Source organism: Arthrobacter sp. Soil736 (assembly GCF_001428005.1).
In the GTDB taxonomy this organism is placed as follows: domain Bacteria; phylum Actinomycetota; class Actinomycetes; order Actinomycetales; family Micrococcaceae; genus Arthrobacter.
Genome location: NZ_LMSB01000023.1, coordinates 221,148 through 246,713, shown reverse-complemented (window position 1 = coordinate 246,713; position 25,566 = coordinate 221,148). Strand labels below are relative to the sequence as shown.

Below are 25,566 nucleotides of genomic sequence, written 5' to 3'. Positions count from 1 at the left end.
GTTGTGCTCAGCCAGTAGGCTGGCAGCATGACTCGCAAACCCCACCGCAACCGCCGCGGGCTGTTCGTTGGAGCGATCCTCGGAGCGGTGGCAGGGTACTTCGCAGGCAGGGCCATGGGGAACCCGGCGATGGGCATCATCCTCGGTGCCGTGGCGGGTTCGGCGCTGCTGTACCGCATCAATCCGGGACCGTGGAACCGGCCCTGAACCGGCCCTGAACTGCCCCTGACCGGCGCTGAGAACCGGCAAGGGATCCGGCACTGAGCGCCTGCTATCCCTTACGGCAAGCTGCGGCGGCCATCTGTTCGGCGCGGCCCCGTGCGCGATAAAGTTGATACGTGCCCCACTGGCAGGATCATCCTCCACTTCCGGCCACGTGGCAGCGGTGCGACGCCGGCATACTGCCGTTGTGGTGGGACCGGCTGTGCACACAGACCAGTGCGCAGTCGGCAGCTCTCTATGCGGCGGGACTTTTCACTGAAGACCGACGGCGGCCCATCGCCCAGTGGTTCAACCCGGCATTCAACGCGGCACTGCTGGTGGCCCCCGAAACGTCCCCCGAATGGCCGGTGCAGCGCTTCGGCATCTTCTACGCCCCGCCCGACGGCGGGTTCACCCGCGTCCATTCCTCCCCGCACGAATGGCACCCCCGGGAACCACGGAAGTCGCCCACCGAACGGGAGGCCTTCGCCGAGGCCGTGGCCGAGGCCGAGAGGTTCCTCCAGGTGGAGATGGACTTCGTCTGAATGGCTGATCCAAAGACAACAGCCCCCGGCTTCATGAGGCCGGGGGCTGTTACTTGCTCCTCCTGCTGGACTTGAACCAGCAACCCTTCGATTAACAGTCGAATGCTCTGCCAATTGAGCTAAGGAGGAATGAAGCAGGTATGACATTAGCAAAGGTTTTGCCGCTATGGGAAATCGGCAGAGCGGGGAAACGAAATACCCCGCCCGGGTATAAAAAAGTCCCCGTTCCGGAAGCCCGGAACGGGGACTGTGCGCTCCTCCTGCTGGACTTGAACCAGCAACCCTTCGATTAACAGTCGAATGCTCTGCCAATTGAGCTAAGGAGGAATGAAGCGGGTATAAGCCTAGCAAAGACCCTGCCGGGAAGCGAAATCGGCGCCGGGACGGGCCGCCCCGCACGGCGCCGCAAGGCACCTCAGGCGTCGGAGCGGAGCGAGCGGCGCTCCATTTCCAGCATCATCAGTTCGCGGTTCAGCCGCTGGAATTCCTCGGGGTGTGCCGATGCATCCAGCCGTTGGAGCTGGCCCATCTTCTCCGCCTTCACGCGGGTGATCTGCAGCTCGAAGAGCCTGGCCAGGATGTCGCGACAGTATTTGAGCACGCCCTCTGCGTTGCTCGCCGGCAGCGGCACCACTGCAAGCTCCGAAACCAGCGGCCGGAGGGGCTCGGGCACCTCCTGCATCACCTGTTCCACCCACCTCACCGGGTCCCCGATGAGTCCCAGTCCGGACGCACGCATGGCGTCGTGGACGGCCTGGAATGCCGGTGTAGCGAACCGTGCGGCCGAGAAACGCTCCCAGATGCCTCCGCCCAGGAGCGAGGGCTCCTGAAGCGCCACTTCCAGCGCCTGCCGCTCCATAGACGCCACCGGGTCCCGCGGATCCGGCCTGTTGAAGGACGGGACAACGCCCGCCGCACGTCCGGCAGCCACGCCCGGTCCGCCCGCCTGCGCGGAAGCCGCCGGAGTTTGGGCGCCGGAACCAGACGACCGTCCCTGGTCGCCCCGTTTCACGGCGGCGCTAACCATGCGCAGCACCTCGTTCGGGTCCGGCATGCCCAACCAGCCGGTGAGTGCCTGGCAGTAGCCCGTCCGCGTGGAAGCGTCCCGGATGGCGGCAACCACCGGCACCGAGGCTTTCAGGCCTTGCACGCGCCCTTCCACTGTGTCCAGATTGAACTGCTTCAACGTGGTGCGGATGGCGAATTCAAACAGCGGCCGGCGTGACCGCACCAGTGCGTGCACGGCGTCGTCACCCTTGCTTTGGCGCAGGTCGCAGGGGTCGGCGCCGGTCGGTTCCACCGCGACGTACGTCTGGGCGACGAAGCGCTGGTCCTCCTCGAAGGCCCGCAGGGCCGCCTTCTGGCCGGCGGCGTCACCGTCGAAGGTGAAGATGACCTCTCCCCCGGTGCCATCGTCGGACAGCAGCCGCCGGGCGATCTTGATGTGTTCGGTGCCGAACGCTGTACCGCAAGTGGCCACCGCCGTCGGGATTCCCGCGAGGTGGCACGCCATCACGTCCGTGTACCCCTCCACCACCACCAGCTGACGGTCCTTGGCGATATTCCGTTTGGCGAGGTCGATCCCGTAGAGCACCTGGGACTTCTTGTAGAGGGTGGTTTCCGGGGTGTTGAGGTACTTGGGGCCTTGGTCGTCCTCGTACAGCTTGCGGGCGCCGAAGCCGATGGTGTCGCCGGCGATGTCGCGGATGGGCCAGATGAGGCGGCCGCGGAAGCGGTCGTAGATCCCCCGGTTGCCCTCGGAAAACATCCCGGTCAGTTTGAGCTCCTGATCGGTGAAGCCGCGTCCGCGGAGGTGCTTGAGGAGCGCATCCCAGCCCTGCGGTGCATAGCCCACACCGAACTGCTCCGCGGCGGCGCGGTCGAAGCCGCGGCCGTGCAGGAAGTTGCGGCCCTCGGCGGCGCCCGGCGTCAGCAGCTGGGCACGGAAGAATTCGTCGGCGATCTTGTGCGCGTCCAGGAGGCGCTGCCGCCGGCCTACCTCTTCGCGGTTGGGGCCGGTGCCGCCGTCCTCGTAGCGCAGCTCGTAGCCGATCCGGGCGGCCAGCTTCTCCACGGCCTCGTGGAAGGAGGTGTGGTCCAGCTTCTGCACGAACGCGATGACATCGCCGTCCTCGCCGCAGCCGAAGCAGTGGTAGCGCCCCACCTGGGGACGGACGGTGAACGACGGCGAGCGCTCGTCGTGGAAGGGGCACAGGCCTTTGTAGGTCCCCAGCCCGGCACCCTTGAGCGTGACGTAGCCGTCGACGACTTCCTTGATATCCGTGCGCTGGCGAACTTCGTCAATATCTTCGCGTTTAATCAGCCCAGCCACAGAGCCATCCTAGTCCCGGGGTTCAGAGCCAGCCGAAGCGCTTCCGGCCGTATGTGGGCAGTTGCGTGCAAAGTCACCACAGGGACGGCAGGCTGCCGACCAGCCGTTCGTACATGGCCAGCGCGGAGCCGTCCGTCAGCGACGCCACCTGGTCGATGACCACGCGGAGCCGGGCGCCGTCGTCGGCAGCGTCCCTCCAGTCGGCAGCGAACATCGGTTCCAGGTGGCGGTCCCCGGAGGCGTTCAGGGACGTCACGAGCGCGTGCAGGACCTCACGCTGCCGTTCGTAGATGGGCTGGCGGTGGTCCGTGGTCATCACGAACGTGGTGGCCAGGCCCTTCATCACGGCGATTTCCATGACGGTCTCGTCCGGGACCATGAGTTCGGCCCTGTAGCGTGTCAGGTTTTCCGGGCCGTAGACGGCCCGCGTGGTCTCCAGCGCGCTCTGGCAGAACCGGCCGATCAGCTGGCTGGTCATGTCCTTCAGGGCCGCCATGGACTTGCGGCTGCCGTCGGCCTCGCGCACCCAGACGTCCGTGGCCTCCAGCCGGGCCAGGGCGGCGTCGATGGCCGCGGGATCGTTGTGGGGCAGGTACCACTGCTTGGCGTAGCCCACCACACGGGCCCGGTGGTCCGGGTTGTCCATCCAGCGCAGCTGGAAATGGCCGGCGACAATGGCGTCCTCGACGTCGTGGACAGAGTAGGAAATATCGTCCGCGAGGTCCATGACCTGGGCTTCGAGGCACGAGCGCCGCTCCGGCGCCCCCGCCCGGATCCAGTTGAAGATGGGCAGATCGTCCTCGTAGGCCCCGAACTTGCTGGTGCGCTGGCCATGGATCACCGGGGCGTCCAGGGCGGACCAGGGGTACTTTGCCGCCGCGTCGAGGCTCGCCCGCGTAAGGTTCAGGCCGGCAGGCCGGCCCTCCGTGTCCAGGACCTTCGGCTCGAGCCGGGTGAGCAGCCTGAGCGTCTGCGCGTTGCCTTCGAAGCCGCCGATTGCGTGCGCCATCTCGTTCAGCGCCGACTCGCCGTTATGGCCGAACGGCGGGTGTCCGAGGTCGTGGCTGAGGCAGGCGGTGTCCACCACATCGGGGTCGCAGCCCAGGGCACGTCCGAGCTCACGGCCCACCTGCGCCACTTCAAGGCTGTGCGTCAGCCGGGTGCGGACAAAGTCGTCCGTGTCCGGCGCCACCACCTGGGTCTTGGCACCGAGCCGGCGCAGGGCCGAAGAGTGCAGCACGCGGGCCCGGTCACGCTCAAAATCGGACCGGTAGGTGCTTTTGGGCGGTTCCTCCACCCAGCGGGCAGAGTCGTGCGGCCCGTAGCCCGGCAGGGACTGGGACGGCCCGCGGGCGGGGACTAACTGGCTCTCGGCGAGCTGGCTTTCACCCACCAGACACGTCCAGTTCCGCGGCGGAGATGTCGCGGGTCTGCTCCGCGTCCATCTGCCGGCTCAGCAGCCAGTCCTTGGGCAGCGCCGGCCTCTTGGGCGAACCGGCACGGCCGCGCGGACCCTCCGAATCGGCGCCCGGGTACGGCACGTCCATGTCCAGCTGGTCCAGCAGTTCGCGCAGCACCTCAAGGGTGGGCACGGTGGCCAGCTTCGCGCGCAGCTCACCGCCCACCACGTAGCCCTTGAAGTACCAGGCCATGTGCTTGCGGATTTCGCGCAGGGCCTTGTATTCGTCGTTGCCGAAGGTCTCGACCATGAGCTCGGCGTGGCGGTAGACGCCTTCGGCCACTTGGCGCAGTCCCGGGCGGTGCCGCTCGTCGCTTCCTTCGAACGCGGCCTGCAGGTCACCGAACAGCCAGGGGCGGCCCTGGCAGCCGCGGCCCACCACTACGCCGTCGACGCCCGTTTCGCGGACCATGCGCACGGCGTCCTCCGCGGACCAGATGTCGCCGTTGCCCAGGACGGGGATGTCGGGGAGCGCCTCACGCAGGCGGGCGATCGCTGACCAGTCGGCCTGGCCGGAGTAGAACTGCGCGGCCGTGCGGCCGTGGAGCGCGACTGCGGCAACCCCGGCATCGCGGGCGATGCGGCCGGCGTCGAGGTACGTCAGGTGGTCGTCGTCGATGCCCTTGCGCATCTTGATGGTCAGCGGGATGCCGCCCTTGGACGCTTCCTTGACCGCGGTCTGCACGATGGCGGTGAAGAGGTCGATCTTCCAGGGCAGGGCCGAGCCGCCGCCGCGCCGGGTGACCTTGGGCACGGGGCAGCCGAAGTTGAGGTCGATGTGGTCCGCACGGTCCTCGTCAACAAGCATGCGCACGGCCTGTCCCACCGTGACGGGGTCCACGCCGTAGAGCTGGACGGAGCGGACTTTCTCGTCGTCGTCGTGGGAAATGATGCGCAGCGACTCCGGCGTGCGTTCCACCAGTGCGCGGGAGGTGACCATCTCCGCCACGTACATGCCGCCGCCGTATTCACGGCAGAGCCTGCGGAAGGCGGTGTTGGTGATTCCGGCCATGGGTGCCAGCACCACCGGGGTGTCCACGGTGATGGGGCCGAGTTTCAGCGGCGGAAGTTCCAGCTTGGGGGCGGGAGGCGTTGCTACAACAGTCACCCGTCCATTGTCTCAAAGCCGGGCAAATCGAGCAGAAAGCGCCGACGACGGCGTTCAGCCGCGCTGGGCGGCCCGCCTGCCCCGCCGGGTCTCGGCCGGCGGCTCCAAGGCTCCGTCCGCCGTCGGGGTTTCGCCGGCCACTGCCGCCGCTGCCGCGAGCGCTCCGGTGTCGTCGACGTCGTCGGGCGTCACGGCAGTCTGGCCGCCGGTGCGGATGCCGGTGGCCTTGACCACGAGCACGGCGATGAGCGTGGTGACGGGAATGGCCAGCACCAGGCCGATCGACCCCACCAGCGTGCGGATGACCTCTTCGGACAGTTCGGCGCTGGTGAGCGCCTCGCCGAGCGGACGGTCGTAGAGCATCACGATGATGAGGACGGGCAGGGCCGCGCCGGCGTACGCGAACGCAATGGTGTACACGGTGGAGGCGATGTGGTCCCGGCCGATCCTCATCGCGGACGTGAACAGCTTGCGGGCGCTGGTGGCCGGCGCCAGTTCGTACAGTTCCCATACCGCCGATGACTGCGTGATGGTGACGTCGTTCAGCACGCCGAGCCCGGAAATGATGAGCCCGCACAGGATGATGCCGGAGATGGAGATGCTGCCCGAGATATTGGTCAGGGTGGCTGCATCGTGGTTTCCCACTCCGGCGAGGTTCGCCGCATCCGTTGCCCAGGCGGCCAGCAGCGCCGTGATGCCCAGTCCGAATATGGTTCCCAACAGGGCGGTTGACGTCCGCGCCGAGAATCCGTGCGCGAAGTACAGCACCCCGATCATGATCACCGTGGATCCCACGAGCGCCAGCAGCAGCGGCGGCTTTCCCTCGACGAGCCCGGGCAGCATGAAGCTCACCAGCACGAAGTACGCGCCGACGAGGCCGATCAGGGCGCGGAGCCCGCGCCAGCGCGCCACCGCCACCACCACCAGGGCGTAGAGGACAGCCAGCAGGATGATGGGCATGGTCCGGACAAAGTCCACGAAGATATACGACGGCGATCCCTGGGCGGCGGCCGCGCCCTGGGCGTTGGAGAGGTTGAGGTAGCGGATGTTGTCACCGACGCGCACGCCGTGGGATTTGGCGATGTCCGGGTTGATCACCACCTTGACCGGGTTGCCGCCCTTGTCCGGCTCCGTGAAGGCGAACGTGCACTGTGAGCCGCCGCCGTTCTGGGCGCCGTCCTGGGAACCTTGTTGCGGATCCTGCGCCGTCGCCGGGCTGCAGCTCTCCGTGACGACTCGCTGGATCCGGCCGGTATCAAAGGTGACACCCGGGGCTGCGGCGTACGGGTTGGCCAGGGTCAGGCCCTCGCGGTTGCCGGACGGCCAAAGCGCCGCCATGGCCGCCAGCGTCAGCAGGGTCAGCGGAATCAGCACCGCGGCAAGAATCCTGTTTGCCTTCCGGCGGGCGGCAATCGACTGGGCCGTTGGCTCCAAATGACCTGTGTGACCGTGGGAGTGACCGGAACCCATCAGCAGTTAGACCTCATGCTTGAACTCTACGGCGGGCACCATAGTGTTGATAAATGGACCACAGGAAGTCGGAGGACTCAGGAGTGAGCCAGCGCAGAACTGACCGGCACGAAACGGTACACGCAGCGCTGCCGGAGCGAACGCCGTCGGAGGCGTCGCCGTCGGAAGCGGTCCTGACCGTCCTGCGCCCGGCCGGAACCACGCAGGGCGTGGCGCTGGTCCTCCACGGCGGCCGCTCGCACAGTTTCGAACCGGTCGAGGCCCGCCATTTGAGCCCGGCCCGGATGGTGCCCTTTGCCCGGCACCTGCATCGGGCGGGGAAGAACCGGGGCCTGGCGGTGTGGATCCTGCGGAACCGCGTGCGCGGCTGGAACGGCGACGAGATGTCTCCCTTGAAGGACGCCCGCTGGGCGCTGGCGAAGATCCGCGAAGAGCATCCCGGACTCCCCGTATACCTGCTGGGGCACTCCATGGGCGGCCTCACCGCCATCTGCGCGGCGGACGATCCCCAGGTGGACGCCGTGGTGGCACTGGCTCCGTGGCTCGATGACGCAACGCCGCCCACCCCGCTGGTCGGGCGGAAGCTCCTGATCGTGCACGGCGACCAGGACCGCTGGACGAGCCCGGCGGCATCGCTGCGGTTCTCGCGCCGCGCTGCGCAGGAGGCCGATGTGGTGCAGTACGTCTCGCTCCGGGGTGCCGGCCACTTCATGTTCCGGCGCGTGCGGCTCTGGCACACGCTGGCCACGGGTTTCCTGATGAAGGCCTTCAGCGACAGGACCGGCACGGCCGGGGCCAAGCCGTCCGCCCCGGCCGCTGCGCTGGACCGTTTGGTGCCGTCCTCCGCCGGAACCCTCCCGGTGGTGCTGTGAGCCTGTTCCCCCTGGACGCGTTCCTGGCCAGCCTGCCGTGGACGGCGCTCGCGGTTCTCGTGGTGCTGGGCGTGACGTTTGCGGCGGCCGTGGCCCAGGGCCGGCACTCGTCATGGACGTGGCGTGGGGGCCCGGATTCGTTGCCGTCGCCGTGGTCTCCTTCGTGATGTCGGCCGCCGCCGGAGATGACGCGAGGCGGCTGCTGCTGCTGGTCCTGACGGGGATCTGGGGGATCCGGCTCGGCACGCGGCGTGGACGGAAAAGTGGTTCCCGGACGCCTACATTTTCGCGCTGGCCGGGGTGGTCCTCATTGCCGTGGCCGCCCTCGCCATCGGCGCCTCACCCCAGTCCATCGCCGATTCGTTCGGCAACGGCTTCTGGGACCTCACCGCCTTCACCCTGCAGATGGCCATGGTGGTGCTCACCGGCTACGTGGTGGCAACGTCCCCGCCGGTGGCAAGGCTCATCAACCGGCTGGCGCTGGTCCCGTCGACGGCACGGACTGCCGTGAGCTTCGTGGCGATGCTCTCCATGTCCGTGTCCTTCCTGAACTGGGGCCTCAGCCTCATTTTCGGCGGCCTGCTGGCGCGTGCCATCGCGCGCCGCAAGGACCTGTCAGTGGACTACCGCGCGCTCGGGGCGGCCGCCTTCATGGGTCTCGGCGCAGTGTGGGCACTGGGGCTGTCATCCTCGGCCGCGCAGTTGCAGGCCACGGCTGCCCCGCTGCCGCCGGCCCTCCTGAAAATCACCGGGATCCTGGATTTCGGGACCACCATCTTCACCTGGCAGTCGCTGCTCACCCTGGCCATCCTCATGGCGCTCACCACTGTCATCGCCCATTTCTCCGCACCGCGCGGTGCCGCCGTACGCACGGCCGGGGACCTCGGTGTGGACCTCGACGACGAACCCAGCGAACCGGCGCCGCGGTCCCGCCCCGGCGAATGGCTGGAATACAGCATGATCCTGCCGGTCCTCGCCGGGATCCTGACCTTGGGCTGGCTGGTGTCGCAGTTCCTGACCAAGCCGTTCCTGACCGTGGTCAGCAGCCTCAACGGCTACCTGCTGGTGTTCCTCATCCTGGGCCTGGTGCTGCACCGGACACCGCGGAACTTCCTGCAGGCCGTGACCAAGGCCGTGCCGGCGACTGCCGGCATCCTCGTGCAGTTTCCGCTCTACGCGGCCATGGCCGCCATCCTCACGAAGGCCACCGGCCACGGCGGCATGTCCCTCTCGGCACACCTGGCCGAATTCTTCTCGGACATCGGCGGCGGCGGTGCGTTCGCCGTCGTGATTGCCCTGTACACGGCCGTGCTGGGGCTGTTTGTTCCCTCGGGCGGCGGGAAATGGCTGGTGGAGGCGCCGTACGTGATGCAGGCGGCCACGGATGTGAACATGAACCTGGGCTGGACCGTCCAGATCTACAACATCGCCGAGGCCCTGCCCAACCTGGTTAATCCGTTCCTCATGCTGCCGCTGCTCGCGGTGCTGAAACTGCGGGCCCGGGACCTGGTGGGCTTCACGTTCCTGCAGTTCGTGTTCCATCTGCCGGTGGTGCTCCTGCTCGTGTGGCTGCTGGGGATGACGTTCGACTTCGTTCCCCCGGTAATCCCCAGCGGCAAGTAGCTGCCTTTAAACCAAGCTGGCCCGCAGTAGTCGCCGTTGGAAACGGGAACTGCTGCGGGCCAGCCGGGTTAATCGCTAGGCCGGGTCGGCAACGACGAACGTCTCGGATCCCTGGCGCCGGGCCTTGCCGGATTCCATCAGGGGTTCGACGACGGCGCGCACCGCTGTCATGGAGTCGTCCAGTTCCATCAGGACCGGGTACTGGTACGCGATGAGGGCCAGGAGATCGCGGACGGCGGCCTGTGCCTCATCCGCGTCCAGCTCCGGCTCATGGCCGAGGAACACATCCGAGGGATGGTCCGAACTGCCCTGCGCATAGCTGACCGCGAATGCCTGCAGCCGGCCCTTCTTCGACGCCGGCACGCCCTGGCCGAAAGCGCTGGCCTTCGGGGCCCGCAGCACGATCGCGCCGTGGGCGCCGCTGAGGTCGTCCAGGAACAGCCGCTGCACCGTGGCGACGCTCAGCTCGCCCGGGCTGTCCCAGCCGTGCACGGACGTGTAGTACCTGCCCACCACGTCGGAGAGCTCCACCGAACCGGTGGCCAGATCCTCGATGCGCTCCGACGCCGCTTCCTCGGAACCGTCCCCGAAGACCGGGAGCTTCAGGGCTGCCGGCTCCACCACCACGAGCTGCGAGCGCTGGATGGGGGCCAGTCCGGCCGCCTCAGCGAACGCCGCACCGGGAGTGCCCGGCTCCACCTTGCAGCGCAGCCTGGAAACGCCCGACAGCGACCCTTCGGCCTCGCGCCGGAGCATGGCAAGCAGGGTGGAACCGACGCCGGAGCGGCGGTGGTCCCGTGCCACCTCGATGTAGGCCCAGAGGCGTTCCGGGTGCAGGGATGCCTCGTGGACCACTCCCGCGGCCACCGGGACGGCGACGCCGTCAACAACGTCCTCGGCCACGACGCAGCGCCGCCAGGGAGAGCTACCGGACGGCGCCAGCGTTCCGCGGAACTGCCCGGCCTGGACGGTTTCCGGGTCTCCCCAGATCTCCAGCAGCGCGAGGTCGTCGCCTTCGCGCCATTCACGGTACTGGATCGCCACGGCTAGGCGCCGATCAGCCGTGCGGCCAGGTAGCCCTCCACCTTGTCCAGGGAGACGCGTTCCTGGCTCATGGTGTCCCGCTCGCGGATGGTGACGGCCTGGTCGTCGAGGGTGTCGAAGTCCACCGTGATGCAGAACGGGGTGCCGATTTCGTCCTGGCGGCGGTAACGGCGGCCGATGGCGCCGGCGTCGTCGAAATCGATGTTCCAGTTCTTGCGGAGCTGGGTGCCGAGGGCCTTGGCCTTCGGGGAGAGGTCCTCGTTGCGGCTGAGCGGAAGCACGGCGGCCTTGACCGGCGCGAGCCGCGGGTCCAGCTTCAGCACGGTGCGGACGTCCACGCCGCCCTTGGCGTTGGGGGCCTCGTCCTCGGTGTAGGCATCGATCAGGAAGGCCATGAACGAGCGGGTCAGGCCTGCGGCGGGCTCGATCACGTAAGGCGTGTAGCGCTCGTTGGTGGCCTGGTTGAAGTAGCTCAGGTCAGTGCCCGATGCCTTCGCGTGCGTGGTGAGGTCGAAGTCCGTGCGGTTGGCGATGCCTTCGAGCTCGCCCCACTCCGAGCCCTGGAAGCCGAAGCGGTACTCGATGTCCGTGGTGCCCTTGGAATAGTGGCTGAGCTTGTCCAGCGGGTGCTCGAAGAAGCGCAGGTTCTCCTCGCGGATGCCCAGGCCGGTGTACCAGTCCATGCGCTCCTTCATCCAGTACTGGTGCCATTCCTCATCCGTGCCCGGCTCGACGAAGAATTCCATCTCCATCTGCTCGAACTCGCGGGTGCGGAAGATGAAGTTTCCGGGCGTGATCTCGTTGCGGAAGGACTTGCCGATCTGGCCGATGCCGAACGGGGGCTTCTTGCGGGACGTGGTGAGCACATTGTTGAAGTTCACGAAGATGCCCTGTGCCGTCTCGGGGCGGAGGTAGTGCAGGCCCTCTTCGCTGGCCACCGGGCCGAGGAACGTCTTCAGGAGCCCGGAGAACTCGTGCGGTTCGGTCCATTCGCCGCGGGTGCCGCAGTTGGCGCAGGCGATGTCCTTGAGGCCGTTTTCGGCCGGACGGCCCTTCTTTTCCTCGTATTCTTCTTCGAGGTGGTCGGCACGGTAGCGCTTGTGGCAGGAGAGGCACTCAACCAGCGGGTCGGAGAAGACGTCGACGTGGCCGGACGCTTCCCAGACCTGGCGCGGCAGGATCACGGAGGAATCCAGCCCAACCACGTCCTCGCGGCCGCGCACCACGGACTGCCACCACTGGCGCTTGATGTTTTCCTTCAGCTCGGCACCGAGGGGGCCGTAGTCCCAGGCGGAGCGCGAGCCTCCGTAGATCTCGCCGGCCTGGAAAACGAAGCCCCTCCGCTTGGAGAGGGAGATGACCTGGTCGAGGACGGATTTTGCTGCCATGGGAACTCCAATTTCTACAGGGCCGCTGGGTGCGGTCCGCGGTTTCTGGCCCCGGAACCCCGGCTGGTTGCCGGGCGGGGGTATGCGAAGGGAAGAATGTGCAGAAAGCTGCGTGTCCTAGCCTACCGGGCGCTACCTCCGAAAGGCGCCCCGCGGCCACGGCAGGGTTGCGACGACGATGGCCGCCAGGGTCAGCAGCGTCCCGAGCACCGTGGGCACTTCCACCACGGTGCCGGGGGCTGGAACCAGCAGATCAAGGCCCAGCGAGCCCAGGAGCTGGCCGGCGATCATGCCGAGCCCCGTCACCAGCACCCCGAGGCTGCGCACCAGGAGCGCCCCGAGTCCGATGAAAACGCACCCCATGGGGCCACCGAGGTAATACCACCACTCCCCCGGCAGCGGGTTGCCCGCACCGGCGACCGCCAGCTTGACGAGCCAGGCCGCCCACAGCACACAGGCGCCTGCGATGAAGTTCACCAGGGTTGCCGCGATGGGGGTGCCGTAGTGCACGGTGGCAGTCCCGTTCATCGCCTGCTGGAAGCTCATCAGGAAGCCTGCCAAAACGGGAAGGAGCACCAGCAGGATGAGCTGGGCGGGGTCACCTGCGGCACTTGCCGCTCCAGAGCCTGCCGCTCGCGCCGCGGGGCCTCCCGCCCCGCCGCCGGAGGCCCCAAAACGCGGCGACACCGCCCAGGCAACCGCGGCGATGGTGAGGACACAGCCGATGATGCGGATGCCCGTCACGGCCTTCTTGCCCCCCGGGCCGATTCCCAGCCTGTCCACCAGCAGCCCGCTGACCGTCTGCCCGGTGACTGTGGACACGGTGAACAGCGCGACCCCCAGCAGGCCGATCGTGAACGACTGTGCGAAGACGAATAACGCGCCGATCCCTCCGGCCATGGCGTAATAGGGCGGGAACCGCCGTTCGCGCAGGGCCGGCAGGATCCTGCCGAGGCCGGCCCGTCCGCGCGGCAGGACGAGGGACACAAGGATCATCAGGACCAGGCCGGTGCTGAAACTGACCACGGCGGCGGCGATGCCGTCTCCGAGGCGGGCACCCAAGGCTCCGTTGATCCGTCCCTGGAGCGGGATGGCCAGGCCGGCGGCCACGGCCATTGGAAGGCCCGCGGCAAGCGGAAGCCGGGGTGCATGGGTCATTGGATTCACCTTACGTCAGGCATCATTACTGGTATGAGCAACCAGGAAATCGAAGAGATCCCCATCCGCGACGCCATGATCCGTCTTGGCCAGCTCCTGAAGCTCGCCAACCTCGTGGAGGACGGAGTGGAGGCCGCAGAACTCATCAAGAACGGCCTGGTCAAGGTCAACGGCGAGATCGACGACCGGCGCGGCCGGCAGCTGCACGACGGCGACACGGTCACCGTCAACGGACGGACCGTCCGGGTCAGCGCGCCCGCCGCATAACGCAGCGCATAAGGGGGTTGAGGGCTGCGCCGGCTCACAGTGGCCGGCGCAGGCCTACTTGCTGAGCACCTCGTGGGTGAGGAACTCGGACACGTGGCCGATCTCCTGGGCATTGATGCCGTGCCACATCCCTGTGTAGAGCACCTTGGTCAGCTTCACGTGGTTCCGGACCCACCCCATCGTGTACTCGATCTTGTCCGGCGTGATGACCGGGTCCTGCTGGTCCCGGCCCCAGAAGAGGGGCACGGTGCCGTCCAGCTCGGCGTCGCGGAACTCGCCGTCGGCGCCTGCATTGACCACAAAGCCTGAAAGCCCGACGACGGCAGCGAAGTCCGCGGGGCGCTGCCGCAGAAGGGTGGTGGCCATCGCCATCCCCATGGAGAAGCCCAGGAGCGTGACGGACGGGTGGTTCTCCTTGACGGTGTCGAGCCAGTCGAGGACGTAAACGGACGCGGCCTTGACCGCGTCGAGGGAGTAGTCGGCTGTGCCGGTCAGCGGGAACCAGGAAAAGCCCGGCCCCATGGCGATGGGTGCGCGGACGGAAGCCACCGCGAAGTCTTCCGGGAGCATTTCCGCCAGGCTGAGGAGGTCCTGCTCGTTCGCTCCGTAGCCGTGCAGCAGGACGAGGAGGGGCTTGCCGGCCCTTGCCTCCTCGGGCTTGGACCACAGAACGACGGGGGCAGGAAAGGAGTCGGCGAAAGTCATGGCTCCATTCTTACAGTTACCCGCCGGTAACAACCTACGGTGGCGTAGCTTGGCAGGGACAAGGCAGGATGTGAAGGTGAGCGGAGCCGAATCGATGCAGAATCCCCAGGGGCCTCCCGGCCGCCACCCGTGGAGCCGCTATGTCGCCATGGGAGACTCCTTCACCGAAGGAATCGGCGATCCCGAACCGAGCAGCCCTGGCGGCCACCGGGGGTGGGCCGACCGCGTGGCGGAGGAACTGGCACGCGGCCGCGATGACTTTGCCTACGCCAACCTGGCCGTTCGGGGCCGGCTGCTCCAGCAGGTCATCGACCAGCAGCTGGCCCCTTGCCTGGCCCTCAAACCGGACCTCGTGACGCTCTCCGCCGGAGGCAACGACCTCATCCGCCCAGGAGGGGACCCCGATGCCCTGGCCGAACGGCTCGACCCCGTTGTGCAGATCCTGACGTTAAGCGGCGCCACGGTGGTCCTGTTCAACGGCCCCGACACCGGCTCGTCCGTGCTGGGCCGGATCCGCAGCAAAGTGGCCATCTACAACGAGAACCTTCGCACCATCGCCGCCCGGCATGACGCCATCATCGCCGACATGTGGTCCCTCCGGCAGCTGAAGGACCCGCAGATGTGGGATGAGGACCGCCTGCACTTTTCGCCCCTGGGCCACCACACCATTGCGGCGATGGTGCTCGAGTCCCTCAACGTCCCCCATAGCCTGGAGCCGCTGGCTCCCAAGCCGCTGCCCTCGCGCAGCTGGCGCGAGGCCCGCACCGGGGACCTCGTCTGGGCACGGGAGTACTTTGTGCCCTGGGTGGTCCGGCGCCTCCGCCACCGGTCCTCCGGCGATGGCATCACCCCGAAGCGTCCCACCCCGGGACCGGTGTTCGGTCCCGGAGTCCCGCTGGGTTCCGGCGAAGGCCCTGTGGGCTCGGAGGACGCGGTCCGGCAGTAGCAGCGGGGCTGGGTGTGAGGAGCGACGGCGGTGATGGAACCGGATGACGTGGTGCGGATCCGGCTGGGAAGCCAGCAGCTCCGTGCTCCTGCGGCGGCCTCGGCTGACGACGCGCTGAAAAACCTGCTCGCCGTCCAGGCCCAGGAATTTCCCTATGCCCGCTGGTCCCTGGCCCAGCGGACTGAGGGCGCCACCGCGGACGACGTGGAGGAGGCAGTCGCTGACGGGAAGATCCTCCGGACCCACATCCTGCGGCCCACCTGGCATTTTGTGCACCGGGATGACCTGCCGTGGCTGCGCGTATTGTCCGCGCCGCGCCTGCACCAGGCCAATGCCGGGACCTACCGCAGGACCGGGATCGACTCCGAGGTTGCGGCAAAGAGCGCCGCAGTGTTGGCTGCGGCGGTGGCGGACGGCGCACACCGGACGCGGGAGCAGCTGGCAACCGAACTGCAGCGTGCGGGGTTTGCGGCCAGGGGGCTCGGCCTGGCCTACCTGATCATGCATGCCGAAATCAGCGGCGTCCTGGCGAGCGGAGTCCCGGTGCGCAGCGCCGGCGGCGCCCTCCGGCAGACCTACGCGGACTTCGACGAACGCGCCCAGGCGATGCCATCCGGCGTTCCCGCGCTGTCCAAAGAGGAATCCCTGGCCGCGCTGGCAGTGCGGTACTTCCGGAGCCGCGGTCCTGCCACGGTAAGGGACTGCGCCGACTGGTCCGGGCTGACGATGGCCGACGTGCGGCTGGGGTTGGCGCTGGGTTTGGAAGCCGACCCCGCGGCGCTGGAGACATCAACGATCGACGGCGCCACCTTCTATTTCCAAGCTCCCGATGATCAATTGCCTGGCCGTCCATCGCCGCGGATAGATCTGGTCCAGTGCTACGACGAATACATCATGGGGTACTCGGTTTCCCGCCATTACTTCGGCGGAACGGCGCCAACATTTCCGCTCCACGACGCTCCCATGCACGTGGTTCTTCTGAATGGACGCATGGCGGGTTCGTGGCGGCATTGGCTGGTACGGACAGGATCCACCGGGCCGCGCTGCCAGCTCGACGTCCGCCTGTCCGCGGCGTTCTCCGGATCCGATGAGGCGATGGACCAGGCACTCGACCGGAGCGTGGCGCGGTACGGGGATTTTCTTGGCGTTCCGACTGCCCTTGGGTCCGCAGACCGCTCCTGAACAGGTGATCCGGGGAGGACTAAGCTGGAATAACACTCATGAGAGGCCCCCCACTGTGAACAATCTGTTTTTCTGGATCATCATTCTGTCGTTCCTGATTCCCGTGGGGATGCGGATGTACCGGCGGTCCGTACAACGGCGAGACCAGGGGCAGGGCTTCCCCGGACAATTTGATGGCCGGTTCGGTGGCCCTAATCCGGGGCGGCGGGACAACGGGCCCCGGGACGGCTACACCCAGCAGGACTACCTCAGCGGTGGCTTTGGACTTCCGCCGGGCGGCCGGCAGGAGCTTCCCCCGCTGGACCAGCCTTACGCATACCCGCCCTACCCGGGGTCCCCGGGCACTGGTGTCAATCCCTCAGGACAGCAGGGACCCGTGCCCTACGACGACAGCCCGGAGTACCGCGCCAACCCGCAGCAGTCGCAGCAGCCCGGGTCTCAGCAGGGGGGCGTTGCCCCCTCGGCTCCCCCGCTGCCGTCGGCCCCGCAGGGTTTCCGCGCACGGAAACTGGCCGAACTCGACCAGCAGTACAGCAACGGGGAAATCTCCATGGAGGAGTACATGACCCGCCGCAACGACATCACCAACGGCTAGGCACGGCACCCGCCCGAAGCGGCTCGCGATTTGATGGAGGGTTCGCCCGGAAGCAAATCCGCGGCAAGAACTGCAACAGCCCGTGTCCCACCGCTTTTGGCGGCGGGGACACGGGCTGTCTTACAGCAGGCCCGGTGTTTGGTCGGCCTGAGGCTCAGTCGACCTGCGGGAACCCGAGGTCAATGACGGACGTGGACGGATCCGGCCAGCGGGTGGTTACGACCTTGCCCCGCGTGTAGAAACGGATGCTGTCCGGTCCGTACATGTGGGTGTCGCCGAACAGGGAGTTCTTCCAGCCGCCGAAGGAGAAGGTGCCCACCGGCACCGGGATCGGCACGTTGACGCCCACCATCCCGACCTCGACGTCGAACTCGAACTGCCGCGCGGCGCCGCCGTCGCGGGTGAAGATGGCAACACCGTTGCCGAACTCGTTGTCGTTGACCAGCCGGACGGCGTCGTTGTACGTGTCAACGCGCACCACCGACAGGACGGGGCCGAAGATTTCATCGTCATAGACCTTCATGCCGGGCTTGACGTGGTCCACCAGGCTGACGCCGATGAAAAAGCCGTTCGAGTCGAACTGCTGTGACCGGCCGTCGACGACGACGGTGGCGCCTTCGTCTTCGGCGCCGGCCACGTAGGACGCAACCTTGTCGCGGTGTTCCGCGGTGATCAGCGGCCCCATCTGCGAGGACGAGTCTGTGCCGGGGCCGATCTTCAGCGTCGCCATGCGGCTGCTGATTGCCGACACAAGGTCGTCGGCGATGTTGCCGACGGCGACGAGCACGCTGACCGCCATGCAGCGTTCACCGGCCGAGCCGTAGGCGGCGGAGACCGCAGCGTCCGCAGCCATGTCCAGATCGGCGTCCGGCAGGACCACCATGTGGTTCTTGGCGCCGCCGAGGGCCTGGACGCGCTTGCCGTGATCCGCTGCCCGCTTGTAGATGGACTGGGCGATCGGCGTGGACCCGACGAAGCTGACAGCCTTCACGTCAGGGTGTTCCAGCAGGACGTCCACAGCCTCCTTGTCGCCCTGGACCACGTTCAGCACGCCCGCCGGCAATCCCGCCTCGGCGAAGACCTCGGCGATGAACACCGCCGAGGACGGGTCCTTCTCGCTCGGCTTCAGCAGCACGGTGTTGCCGCAGGCCAGCGCGCTGCCGATCATCCAGAGCGGCACCATGGCCGGGAAGTTGAACGGCGTAATGCACGCCACCACGCCAACGGGCTGGCGGACGGAGTGCACGTCGACGCCGCTGGAGACCTGTTCCGACCGCTCGCCCTTGAGCATGTGGGAAAGGCCGGTGGCGAACTCGATGTTCTCGAGGCCGCGCGAGATCTCGCCTTCGGCGTCGGAGAGGACCTTGCCGTGCTCGCTGGTGAGGATGGCCGCGAGCTCGGATTTGCGCTGCGTCAGGATTTCACGGACGCGGAAAAAGATGTTCGTGCGCTTGGCAAGGCTCGTTGCCCGCCAGGCCGGCAGGGCCGCGCGGGCCGCTGAGATGGCCTCCTCGACCCTGGCGGCTGAAGCAAGCGCGACCTGCTTCTCCTGGTCGCCTGTTGCGGGGTTGAAGACGGGGCCGAAACGGTCGGCGTCGCTGACGCGGCTGCCGTTGATGAAGTGCGGAATGGTTTCCATTGATGTCTCTTTTCTTGCGGGTCCGGCAACAGGCTGTTCCGGACGCGGGCGGGCGGCGTTGACCGCGGATTGAATGGGAGTGGGGTGAATGGGAGCGTGGGGTGAATGGGAGCGCGTGGCTACCTTGCGGGGTCCAGCGAACCGTCGACGAGCTTGATGATCATGGAGCAGTCCTTGCCCGACTCGCCGGCGTCGATGAGCTGCTGGAACAGCTGCTGGACGTGCTTGCCGATTTCCAGGGGTGTGCCGGTGTCCTCGGCGGCGCTGATGGCCAGGCCGATGTCCTTGTTGGCCAGTTCGGTGGTGAAGGTGGGAGCAAAATCGTTGTTCGAGGCGGCAGTGGAAACCACCCCCGGAACGGGGTACCAGGTGCGCAGCGCCCAGCTGTCGCCCGAGGAGACGGACGCGATGTCCCAGAAGACCTGCTTGTCCAGGCCGAGGCGGTCGGCCAGCACCGCTCCTTCTGCCGTGGACGCCAGGTTGATGAAGAGCATCAGGTTGTTGCAGATCTTGGCCGCCTGCCCGGTGGTTGCCCCGCCGGTGGGGATGATGTTGGAAGCCATGGGCTCGATGTAGCCGGTGGCGTCGGCCACGGCTTCCGCCTCGCCGCCCACCATGAAGGTGAGCGACCCGGCCTTGGCACCGCTCATGCCGCCCGAAACGGGGGCGTCGACGAACCGGAAGCCGGCGGCAGCGGCGGCGTCGTGCAGTTCCTGTGCGGACGCGATGTCGATCGTGGAGGAGTCCACCAGCAGCGTGCGGGTGCTGGCGTGGGCGAGGACCCCGTCCTCGCCCAGGTAAACGGCCTTGGCGTGCTCGCCCTTGGGCAGCATGGTGAACACGACGTCGGCGCCGTCCACGGCCTCCGCAATGCTCGCCACCGGCTTCACGCCGCCGGCCTCGGCGGCTGCGACCGCTGCGGGGTTGAGGTCAAAGCCCCGCACGTCGTGCCCGGCCTTTGCCAGGTTTGCCGACATGGAACCACCCATGTTCCCCAGACCGATCCAACCGATTACTGCCATGGCGCAAGCCCCTTTGCTTTGGGTCCGGCCGCTGGGGCCGAAGGTTCTGTGTCAACCATCACACCCTGCTACAGTGCAATCAAGGGGAAAAAACACAGACGGTATGTGCATTGATGCACATACGAGCGAAAGGCATGCGAGTGGACTTGCGGCGGCTTCCGAGCCCGGATGACCTGCTGATCCTGCTGACCGTGGCCCGCCTGGGCCGGTTCAACGCGGTGGCGGAGACGCTGGGCACCACCCACACCACCATCTCCCGCAGGATTCTCGCCCTCGACAAACAGCTCGGCGGCAGGACCCTCGAACGCAGCCCGCACGGCTGGGAGCTGACCCAGCTCGGGGCGTCGGCCGTGACAGCCGCCGAAACCATCGAGGAGACCCTGGGATCGCTGTCCGGCCTCATCAGGCAGGATCAGCATGCCCTCTCCGGCCTGGTGCGGATCAGCACGTCGGACGGCTTCGGGTCCGAATTCGTTACGCCCGCCCTGGTCCGCCTCCAGCGGCAGCACCCTCTGCTGAATGTGGAGATGCTCAGCGCCACGCGGAAGGTCAGCCAGAACCGGTCCGGCGTGGACCTCGAAATCGTGGTGGGAAGGACCGACGTCAGCAACGCCCAGACCATCTTCCTGAGCAACTACTACCTCCGGCTGTACGCCAGCCCGGCGTACGCCGGCGAGTTCGGGCTCCCGGAAACGCTCGACGGCGTGGGGCAGCACTGCTTTGTGTCCTACGTCGAATCGGCCCTGCAGGTGGCCGAGCTGGGCCACCGGTGGTCCGCACAGCTCCCGATGCCGAAATCCAGCTTCCAGGCCACCAGCGTATTCGCCCAGGTGGAGGCGGTGCGCCGGGGCGCGGGAATCGGCCTGCTGCCGAATTTCATGGTCGCGGGGACCCCGGAGTTCGTTCCTGTCCTGCCCGATGACTTCCAGCGCCAGCTGCCCATCTGGGCGGTGGCCCGCCCCGAATCGCTGCGGTCAGCCCCGGTGCAGGCCGTGATCGCATCGCTCAAGGAGGAAGTGCGCTCGCGCCAGGAGCTGCTGGCCGGCTGAACTGTGCATGAGGGCTGAACAGCGCACGACGGCGGGCCGGCGTCACGCCTGGAACAGCCGCCGGACCACTTGCCCGGCGGCGAGGGCGTCCAGCCCTTCGTTGATTTCGGCCAGCGGCCTGGTGTCGGTGTGCAGGAGCTCGACCGGCAGCCGGCCGTCGCGCCAGTAGCCCAGATAGAGCGGGATATCGCGCCCGGGAACGGCGTCGCCCATGTAGGAGCCCAGCAGCCGCTTGCCCGCACCCGCGAACTGCAGCGCCGGGACGGTCAGCTCGGCGGACGGGTTCGGCAGGCCCACCGAGACCACGGCTCCGCCCCTCGTCACCCGCTCCAGGCACGATGCGATCACACCGGCGGAACCCACGGCCTCGATGGCAACGTCCACGCCGTCTCCGGTGGCCGCCGCTATCAGCCCGGCGGCATCATCCGGGGTGCCCACCGCCGTCGCGCCGCAGTCGAGGGCCAGCTGGTGCTTGCTGGTGTTGGGGTCGATGGCGATCACGGCCGAAGCCCCGGCGAGCGACGCCGCCATGACGGCGGAGAGCCCCACGGCACCCAGCCCGAAGACGGCAACCGACTGGCCGGCGTCGACCGCTGCAGTGTTGAGGACGGCCCCCATGCCGGTGAGCACGGCGCAGCCGAACATCGCCGCCACGGTGTCGGGGACGTCGTCGTCAATGGCCACCACGGACTCCCGTGCCACGACGGCGTAATCGGCGAACGCCGATACGCCCAGGTGGTGGTTGATCCGCTCGCCGGACGGCGTCCGCAGCAATGCCTCACCGTGCAGGAGGTCGCCGGAACCGTTGACTTCCGCGGCCCGGTGGCAGAGGGCGGGGCGGCCGGCCTTACATGCCCGGCAGTCACCGCAGCTCGGCACGAAGACCAGCACCACGTGGTCGCCGACGGAGATGTCGGCAACGCCCTCCCCCACGGCCGCGACCCGCCCCACGGCCTCATGCCCCAGCGCCATGGGGAGGGGCCGGACCCGGGAGCCGTCCACCACGGAGAGGTCCGAGTGGCACAGGCTGGAGTAGGTGATGTCGATGCCCAGCTCGCCGGCGCGGGGCTCCGGCCGGTCCAGGTCCTGCACCACGAGGGGCTGCGCCTCGGTGTAGCTGGTTCCGGACGGGACGGTGGAATAGAGGACTGCTGCTCGCATGGGGAATCCTGCCTACTTCCTGCCGGCCGCCAGGAGATCGGCGGTGCCCTGGGCGTCGGCGGCGTCAACGTCGTGGAGCGAGATGCCGCGGGTTTCCTTGAGGAAGTACACCGAGACAGCGGTCACGACGCAGGCTGCCAGCAGGTACAGGGCCACCGGAACGGAGGACTTGAAGCTGCCCAGCAGCGCCGTGGCGATGATCGGCGCCAGCGAACCGGCAACAATGGACGTCACCTGGTACCCGAGGGAAACGCCGGAGTAGCGCATCCGGGTGGGGAACATTTCCGCCATGATCGACGGCTGTCCCGCGTACATCAGGGCGTGGAACAGCAGCCCGATGGTGATCGCGGCGAGGATGATCATGTCGTTCTTGGTGTCCATCATCGGGAAGGCGAAGAAGCCCCAGGTTCCGCCGAGGATGGCGCCTGCCATGTAGACCGGCTTGCGGCCAAGGGAGTCGGAGAGCTTGCCGACCATCGGCACGGCGCAGAAGTGGATGAAGTGCGCCACCAGCAGGAGCAGCAGGATCCGCGACGTGTCGGTCTGGACCACAACCTTCAGGTAGGTGATGGAGAAGGTCACCACGAGGTAGTAGAGGATGTTCTCCGCGAAGCGCAGGCCCATGGCGGTGAAGACGCCCCGGGGGTACCGGCGGAAGACCTCGGCGACGCCGTAGCCCTTCTTTTCGACCGTGACTTCCTTGCGCGCTTCGAGGAAGATCGGGGCATCCTGGACCTTGGTGCGGATGTAGTAGCCGATGATGACGATTACGGCCGACAGCCAGAAGGCCACGCGCCAGCCCCAGCCGAGGAAGTCGGCCTGCGACAGCGTGGAGGACAGGGTGAACAGCACGCCGGTGGCGAGCAGGTTGCCCATCGGGACGGCGGACTGCGGCCAGCTGGACCAGAACCCGCGCGACTTGCTCGGGCTGTGTTCGGCCACGAGCAGGACGGCGCCGCCCCATTCACCGCCGACGGCGAAGCCCTGCACGAAGCGCAGGAAGACCAGCAGGGCCGGTGCCCAGTAGCCGATCTGCGCGAAGGTCGGCAGGCAGCCCATCAGGAAGGTGGCGACACCCACCAGGACGATGCTGAGCTGCAGGAGCTGCTTGCGGCCGAACTTGTCGCCGAAGTGGCCAAAGACGATGCCGCCGATCGGGCGCGCCACGAAGCCGACGGCGTACGTGACGAACGCGGCAATGATGCCGTCCAGCTCCGTGCCGGAATTGGGGAAGAACATCTTGCCGAACACCAGGGTGGCTGCCGAGGCGTAGAGGAAGAACTCGTACCACTCAACCACGGTGCCGGCCATGGAGGCCGTGACGACTTTTTTCAGGCCAGATGCCTTGACATCGGTTTCCTCTACGCGCCTTGCGGCGGAGTTATCCGTACTCATTAGTGAACTCCTTCGGGGTCTTCTTCGACGCCCATGGGACCAGTCAGTGGCGTACGTGTGTGATGTGCACCACGAAGCGCCGGTTCCAACGAGTATGGTCTGCCATTGGTGCAAGCTCAACGCCAAAAAGTGCAGAACGCATCTGCATAAATGCACATTCCGGCGGCGGCAGGCGCCGCTGTGCGCAGCGGCGCCTAGGCCAGGAAGTAGGCCCTGAGCTGGGCGTTAAGCTGCCCAATGTCCGTGAGGAAGCCGTCGTGGCCGATGGGCGCCTCGATCAGATGGACATCGACGTCGCCGGGCAGCGCTTCGGCGAGCTCGTGGGACTGGGCCGGGAAGTACAGCCGGTCCGTGTCCACGGCGGCAACGAAGAAATCGGCGGTGGTCCTGGAAAGCGCTTCCTTCAGGGTCCCCCGTCCGCGGCAGATGTCGTGGCTCATCAGTGTTTCGGTGATGGCGATATAGCTGTTGGCATCAAAACGCCGCACGAGCTTGCTCCCCTGGTGGTCCAGGTAGCTTTCCACCTGGTACCGGCCGCGGACCCCCAGGGATTCCGCCTCGAGCGGAGTTTCGGATGCCTGGGCGTTCCTGCCGAACCTGAAATCGAATTCGTAAGCGGAACGGTACGTGATGTGTGCGATCCGCCGGGCCAATGCCAGCCCGTCTTCGGGCAGCGGGCCGCCGTAGTAGTCCCCGCCGTTGAAGTTGGGGTCCTGCCTGATGGCAAGCGTCTGCGCCTGGGCGAAGGCGATCTGTTCGGCGGTGCTGCTGGCGCCGACCGCAATGACGCCGCAGCGGCGCACGCGCTCCGGGTAGGTGACGGCCCACTCGAGCGCCCGGGCCCCGCCCATGGATCCGCCCAGCACCGCGAACCAGCTGCTGATGCCCAGCTGGTCCGCGAGGCGTGCCTCGGCGGCGGTGGAGTCCCGCAGCGTCACGAGCGGGAAGCGCGACCCCCACGGCCTGCCGTCCGGCGCAGCCGACGACGGTCCCGTGGATCCGTAGCAGCCGCCGACGATGTTGATGGAAACCACAAAGAACCGGTCCGTGTCAGCCGGGGCACCCGGTCCGGCCAGCTGCTCCCACCAGCCTTCTTCATTCCCGCTCCCCCGTGTGACGTGGGTGCTCCCGGTGAGGGCATGCTGGACGAGGATGGCATTGGAGCCGTCCTCGTTCAGGGTTCCCCAGGTCTCATAGGCAAGGGTCACGTCCGGAAGGAACCCGCCGGCCTCAAGCTCAAGGCTGCCGATATTGACGTACTGGACAGTTCCGTCCGGGACTTCTGTGCGGGTGACGGAAATCGTCATAGGTAAACCTCTTCTACGCGCTTGCCCGCCGACAACTGACCGGCAGGCCAGGTCTTCACCCGGGGCACCCCGCCGCGAAAGGAGGGTTGCCGGCCAGCAAGCCGGGGCTGTTGCTGGCACTCATGACCTAGGCCAAGTTTACGAAACACGGCGCCGCCCACGGAAAGATTGTGACGGTTGTGTGACTCCCGGCCGCGCCACGGCCGGGAATCACACAACTTAGACGCCCTTGGCGGCGCGGAAGCCGGCGTCGAGATCGGCCAGAATGTCATCGATGTGCTCGAGGCAGAAACAGCCCCTGCACGCGCCCGGCATTATGACGAACTTCGTCAGAAACCGGACATCCCATGACGGTTAGGGTGGCCTTAGCTGAGAGCCCGGTCACAAAATGCCAAGATGATGGCATGCGCATGGATCACGTCTCTTACGCCTGTGAACACGATGGCCTGGCTGCCACCACCGAACGTATTTCCTCTGCCCTCGGCGTCGAAGCCGTCAAGGGTGGAGTGCATCCCCGGTTTGGAACCCGGAACATGATTATCCCGCTCGCGGGACACAAGTATTTGGAAGTTGTGGAAGTGCTGGACCACCCGGCGTCGGACAAGGCCCCGTTCGGGCAGGCTGTCCGCGCCCGGTCCGCTGCCGGCGGCGGCTGGATGGGCTGGTGCGTCGAAGTGGACGACCTCGCCCCGTTCGAGGAGCGCCTGGGCCGGGCCGCCGTCAACGGCAACCGCAAGTTCCCGGACGGCCGCGAGCTGGTATGGAAGCAGATCGGCATCCTCGGACTCATCGCCGATCCGCAGGTTCCGTACATGCTGAAGTGGGAGGGCGACCCTTCCCTTCACCCGTCCAATGCCTATGACAGCAATGTCAAGATGTCCAGCCTCACCATCGCGGGATCCGCCGAACGGGTCACCGAGTGGCTCGGCGAGCCTGTCGAGAAGCCCCTGGAGGATGTCGCCGTCAATTGGGTGGCCCCGCACGGAACCCCGGGCATCCTGTCCGTCACGTTTGAAACCGCAGCGGGCGCCGTCACCATCTGACGCGCCCTTCACCTCCGGCAGCAAGCCCTACCCGGCAACGAAGCCGGGTTCGGCA

24 protein-coding genes, 2 tRNA genes and 1 riboswitch are annotated in these 25,566 nt (G+C 67.3%); of the genes, 11 read left to right on the top strand and 15 right to left on the bottom strand.

Features of this window, described 5'->3' with window-relative positions; genetic code table 11:
- The first annotated feature begins 27 nt into the window (after nt 1-27).
- Both ASG92_RS14465 and ASG92_RS14460 read left to right on the top strand, forming a co-directional pair.
- Nucleotides 28-207, top strand: a complete 180-nt coding sequence (locus tag ASG92_RS14465; RefSeq protein ID WP_056629492.1) for a hypothetical protein — start codon at nt 28-30, stop codon at nt 205-207.
- A 131-nt stretch (nt 208-338) separates the two neighbouring features.
- The gene (locus ASG92_RS14460; protein ID WP_056629491.1) at nt 339-746 is read left to right on the top strand and encodes a hypothetical protein; all 408 of its coding nucleotides are present in this window, start codon (nt 339-341) and stop codon (nt 744-746) included.
- 56 nt (nt 747-802) lie between these two features.
- Here ASG92_RS14460 and ASG92_RS14455 read toward each other — a convergent pair.
- From ASG92_RS14455 to ASG92_RS14430, 6 genes are all read right to left on the bottom strand, one after another.
- Nucleotides 803-875, bottom strand: a tRNA-Asn gene (locus tag ASG92_RS14455).
- Nucleotides 876-1,000: 125 nt separating this feature from the next.
- Nucleotides 1,001-1,073: transfer RNA gene (locus tag ASG92_RS14450), tRNA-Asn, on the bottom strand.
- 88 nt (nt 1,074-1,161) lie between these two features.
- Nucleotides 1,162-3,078, bottom strand: a complete 1,917-nt coding sequence (gene dnaG / locus ASG92_RS14445; protein WP_056629489.1) for a DNA primase — start codon at nt 3,076-3,078, stop codon at nt 1,162-1,164.
- A 73-nt stretch (nt 3,079-3,151) separates the two neighbouring features.
- The gene (locus ASG92_RS14440) at nt 3,152-4,411 is read right to left on the bottom strand and encodes a deoxyguanosinetriphosphate triphosphohydrolase (RefSeq protein ID WP_200951980.1); all 1,260 of its coding nucleotides are present in this window, start codon (nt 4,409-4,411) and stop codon (nt 3,152-3,154) included.
- 52 nt (nt 4,412-4,463) lie between these two features.
- Nucleotides 4,464-5,645, bottom strand: coding sequence for a tRNA dihydrouridine synthase DusB (gene dusB / locus ASG92_RS14435; protein ID WP_056629486.1), 1,182 nt, complete (start codon nt 5,643-5,645; stop codon nt 4,464-4,466).
- Nucleotides 5,646-5,699: 54 nt separating this feature from the next.
- Complete coding sequence (locus ASG92_RS14430) at nt 5,700-7,115, bottom strand: YibE/F family protein (RefSeq protein WP_056629484.1); 1,416 nt, start codon at nt 7,113-7,115, stop codon at nt 5,700-5,702.
- A 53-nt stretch (nt 7,116-7,168) separates the two neighbouring features.
- On the opposite strand from ASG92_RS14430, the gene ASG92_RS14425 reads away from it, so the two are divergent.
- From ASG92_RS14425 to ASG92_RS14420, 3 genes are read left to right on the top strand one after another with little or no spacing between them, the layout of a single operon-like run.
- Nucleotides 7,169-7,987, top strand: a complete 819-nt coding sequence (locus ASG92_RS14425) for an alpha/beta fold hydrolase (protein WP_082579506.1) — start codon at nt 7,169-7,171, stop codon at nt 7,985-7,987.
- Nucleotides 7,984-8,154: a hypothetical protein gene (locus tag ASG92_RS29850; protein WP_240987147.1), complete on the top strand. Its 171-nt coding sequence runs from the start codon at nt 7,984-7,986 to the stop codon at nt 8,152-8,154. The genes ASG92_RS14425 and ASG92_RS29850 overlap by 4 nt, the downstream gene beginning before the upstream one ends.
- A gap of 58 nt (nt 8,155-8,212) precedes the next feature.
- Complete coding sequence (locus tag ASG92_RS14420) at nt 8,213-9,610, top strand: TIGR00366 family protein (RefSeq protein ID WP_056629483.1); 1,398 nt, start codon at nt 8,213-8,215, stop codon at nt 9,608-9,610.
- A 75-nt stretch (nt 9,611-9,685) separates the two neighbouring features.
- Here ASG92_RS14420 and ASG92_RS14415 read toward each other — a convergent pair whose 3' ends face one another.
- From ASG92_RS14415 to ASG92_RS14405, 3 genes are all read right to left on the bottom strand, one after another.
- The gene (locus tag ASG92_RS14415; RefSeq protein ID WP_056629481.1) at nt 9,686-10,654 is read right to left on the bottom strand and encodes a hypothetical protein; all 969 of its coding nucleotides are present in this window, start codon (nt 10,652-10,654) and stop codon (nt 9,686-9,688) included.
- A gap of 2 nt (nt 10,655-10,656) precedes the next feature.
- The gene (locus tag ASG92_RS14410) at nt 10,657-12,042 is read right to left on the bottom strand and encodes a glycine--tRNA ligase (protein WP_056629479.1); all 1,386 of its coding nucleotides are present in this window, start codon (nt 12,040-12,042) and stop codon (nt 10,657-10,659) included.
- Nucleotides 12,043-12,174: 132 nt separating this feature from the next.
- Nucleotides 12,175-13,200, bottom strand: a complete 1,026-nt coding sequence (locus ASG92_RS14405) for a DMT family transporter (RefSeq protein ID WP_056629477.1) — start codon at nt 13,198-13,200, stop codon at nt 12,175-12,177.
- Nucleotides 13,201-13,233: 33 nt separating this feature from the next.
- Between ASG92_RS14405 and ASG92_RS14400 the strand changes: the two genes are divergently transcribed.
- Nucleotides 13,234-13,467: an RNA-binding S4 domain-containing protein gene (locus ASG92_RS14400; protein WP_056629475.1), complete on the top strand. Its 234-nt coding sequence runs from the start codon at nt 13,234-13,236 to the stop codon at nt 13,465-13,467.
- Nucleotides 13,468-13,521: 54 nt separating this feature from the next.
- On the opposite strand, the gene ASG92_RS14395 is transcribed toward ASG92_RS14400, so the two are convergent.
- Nucleotides 13,522-14,172 (bottom strand): alpha/beta fold hydrolase, encoded by a 651-nt coding sequence (locus ASG92_RS14395; RefSeq protein ID WP_056629473.1) that lies wholly within the window; start codon nt 14,170-14,172, stop codon nt 13,522-13,524.
- A gap of 94 nt (nt 14,173-14,266) precedes the next feature.
- Between ASG92_RS14395 and ASG92_RS14390 the strand changes: the two genes are divergently transcribed.
- From ASG92_RS14390 to ASG92_RS14380, 3 genes are read left to right on the top strand one after another with little or no spacing between them, the layout of a single operon-like run.
- Complete coding sequence (locus tag ASG92_RS14390) at nt 14,267-15,118, top strand: SGNH/GDSL hydrolase family protein (RefSeq protein WP_157372226.1); 852 nt, start codon at nt 14,267-14,269, stop codon at nt 15,116-15,118.
- A gap of 33 nt (nt 15,119-15,151) precedes the next feature.
- Nucleotides 15,152-16,300 (top strand): winged helix DNA-binding domain-containing protein, encoded by a 1,149-nt coding sequence (locus tag ASG92_RS14385; RefSeq protein WP_056629469.1) that lies wholly within the window; start codon nt 15,152-15,154, stop codon nt 16,298-16,300.
- A 55-nt stretch (nt 16,301-16,355) separates the two neighbouring features.
- On the top strand, nt 16,356-16,895 hold the full coding sequence (locus tag ASG92_RS14380) for a hypothetical protein (RefSeq protein WP_056629468.1): 540 nt from the start codon (nt 16,356-16,358) through the stop codon (nt 16,893-16,895).
- A gap of 154 nt (nt 16,896-17,049) precedes the next feature.
- Here the strand turns inward: ASG92_RS14380 and ASG92_RS14375 are convergent, their stop codons facing one another.
- Nucleotides 17,050-18,534, bottom strand: a complete 1,485-nt coding sequence (locus ASG92_RS14375) for a CoA-acylating methylmalonate-semialdehyde dehydrogenase (protein ID WP_056629465.1) — start codon at nt 18,532-18,534, stop codon at nt 17,050-17,052.
- A gap of 119 nt (nt 18,535-18,653) precedes the next feature.
- Entirely contained in the window at nt 18,654-19,556 is a 903-nt protein-coding gene (gene mmsB, locus ASG92_RS14370) for a 3-hydroxyisobutyrate dehydrogenase (protein WP_056629463.1), read from the bottom strand.
- Nucleotides 19,557-19,702: 146 nt separating this feature from the next.
- Between mmsB and ASG92_RS14365 the strand changes: the two genes are divergently transcribed.
- Nucleotides 19,703-20,605 (top strand): LysR family transcriptional regulator, encoded by a 903-nt coding sequence (locus tag ASG92_RS14365; protein WP_200951979.1) that lies wholly within the window; start codon nt 19,703-19,705, stop codon nt 20,603-20,605.
- A 42-nt stretch (nt 20,606-20,647) separates the two neighbouring features.
- Here the strand turns inward: ASG92_RS14365 and ASG92_RS14360 are convergent, their stop codons facing one another.
- The 3 genes from ASG92_RS14360 to ASG92_RS14350 form a co-directional block, all read right to left on the bottom strand.
- Nucleotides 20,648-21,766 (bottom strand): zinc-dependent alcohol dehydrogenase family protein, encoded by a 1,119-nt coding sequence (locus ASG92_RS14360; RefSeq protein WP_056629459.1) that lies wholly within the window; start codon nt 21,764-21,766, stop codon nt 20,648-20,650.
- A gap of 12 nt (nt 21,767-21,778) precedes the next feature.
- Entirely contained in the window at nt 21,779-23,161 is a 1,383-nt protein-coding gene (locus tag ASG92_RS14355) for an MFS transporter (RefSeq protein WP_056629457.1), read from the bottom strand.
- Nucleotides 23,162-23,355: 194 nt separating this feature from the next.
- Nucleotides 23,356-24,468: a homoserine O-acetyltransferase gene (locus ASG92_RS14350; protein WP_200951973.1), complete on the bottom strand. Its 1,113-nt coding sequence runs from the start codon at nt 24,466-24,468 to the stop codon at nt 23,356-23,358.
- Between the two features lie 12 nt (nt 24,469-24,480).
- Nucleotides 24,481-24,596, bottom strand: a riboswitch (SAM riboswitch).
- A gap of 276 nt (nt 24,597-24,872) precedes the next feature.
- Here ASG92_RS14350 and ASG92_RS14345 point away from each other — a divergent pair.
- Nucleotides 24,873-25,511: a VOC family protein gene (locus tag ASG92_RS14345; RefSeq protein WP_056629455.1), complete on the top strand. Its 639-nt coding sequence runs from the start codon at nt 24,873-24,875 to the stop codon at nt 25,509-25,511.
- The last annotated feature ends 55 nt before the right edge of the window (nt 25,512-25,566 follow it).